The following is a 1,699-nucleotide window of genomic DNA, read 5'->3' on the forward strand; positions in this document are numbered from 1 at the left end:
GCCCGGAGCCGGGCCCGCCGGCCAGGATCGTCCTGGTGGGACGGCTGTCGCAGCGCAAGGGCTCCGACATCGGGGTCAAGGCCGTCCGGCTGCTGCGGGAGCGCGGGTACGATGTCATCTTGACCCTGGTCGGCAGCGTCTACCCGGGATACGAATGGTTCGAGGAGGAGTTGCGGGCCCTGGTCGGCGACGACGGATCCGTGACCTTCGCGGGTTTCCGCCCCTCTGTCTGGGAGTCGTTCGCCGAGTCGGACATCGCGATCGTGCCTTCGCGCGTCGAGTCTTTCGGGAACGGCGCCGTCGAGGCGATGCTCGCCGGGCGGCCCGTGGTGGCCTGCGCCACCCAGGGGCTGGTCGAGATCTTCACCGATGGCGACAACGGCGTCGTCGTCCGGCCGGACGACCCGGCCGCCCTGGCGGACGGCGTCGCCCGGCTCCTGGACGACTGGGACGGCGCCCTGGCGATGGCCAAGCGGGCCAGTGCCGACGCCGCCCTGCGGTTCGGCACGGACCGCTACCACCGCGAGCTGCGCGAGGCCGTTCGCGGCCTGACCGCGACCACCCGCGCGACCCTGCCCCCGGCCTCCTGAGGACTCAGATCACCCGATGACAGCACAGACCCCCGCCACCCCGGAGATCAGCCTCGTCGAGGCCGTCTGGCGCTACCGGCTGATGTCGCTCATCATCGTGCTGGCCTGCGTCCTGGCGTCCGTCGCGGCGACGCAGATCCTGTTCAGCAGCGCCACGGCCACCGCGAGGTTCGCCGTCACCGACCCGACGAACAACAACAACGCGCTGCGGATGGGCGTCGTCTCCGGGCAGGGCTACGCCACCTACACCGCGCAGCGCGCCGCGTTCGCCGGGTCGACGCCCGTGATGGCGCGCGCGGCCCAGATCGTCAAGAGCAAGCGCGGCCCGAGCCTGACCGGCGAGCAGCTGCGCGGCCGGGTCAAGACCTCCAGCAAGCCGGACGGCGGCGTCGTGATCGTGACCGCCACCGGCGCCAGCATGACCGAGGCCGCGGTGATCGCCAACGCCGTCCTCCAGGCGTACCAGGACGTCACGGTCTCCACCAACACCAGCAAGCTGGACGAGCAGATCAAGAGCATCAAGGGCCTGCAGACCAAGGTCACCCAGGACATGGAGCTCACCCAGGCCGGGAGCCGCGCCTACCGGCTGCTCTCCGCCCAGCTCACCAAGCTCCAGTCCGAGGAGAGCGGGCTGCTGTCGGCCCGGTCCAAGACCAACGACGGCGTCCAGTTCCTCGACACCGCCGACCCGTCCGCGCCGACGCCCAGCAAGCTTCCGCAGAACGGCGCGATCGGGCTCGCCCTCGGTGTGATCATCGCCTGCGTCGTGTCGTTCCTGCGCGCGTCCGCCCGCCCCCGGCGGCGGCCCGCCGCGGTCGGCCCGGTGCCGTCCGACGGCCCCGCCACCGACCTCGGTGGCGGGCCCGGTGCGCCCGGCGGCGCGCTCGGCGGCGGCCAGGGCCACGTCGCGGTGCCGGAACTCCCCGCAGGCCGGTCCTACCAGGGGCGCCGGCACACCTCCGACGTGCGCGTGAGCGGCCGCCCGGACGACGGGCGCGACGCGCTGCGCGAGCGGCCCGAGGAGGCCCCGCCGTCCGGGCGGGGCCGCCAGCCGCGCCGCGCCCGGCCCGCCCCGGGGACGCCGCCCGCGTCCGCCACGCAGGCCGTCC

At 74.1% G+C, this 1,699-nt stretch carries 1 protein-coding gene and 1 pseudogene; both read left to right on the top strand.

The window, feature by feature from the left end:
• Positions 1 to 590, top strand: a 590-nt coding sequence (locus E1298_RS46730) for a glycosyltransferase family 4 protein (protein WP_131903774.1), incomplete at its 5' end; no start/stop codon positions are given.
• Positions 591 to 606: 16 nt separating this feature from the next.
• Positions 607 to 1,699: pseudogene (locus E1298_RS46735) on the top strand (hypothetical protein); the annotation flags it as partial.

The organism is Actinomadura rubrisoli (assembly GCF_004349215.1).
Classification (GTDB): domain Bacteria; phylum Actinomycetota; class Actinomycetes; order Streptosporangiales; family Streptosporangiaceae; genus Spirillospora; species Spirillospora rubrisoli.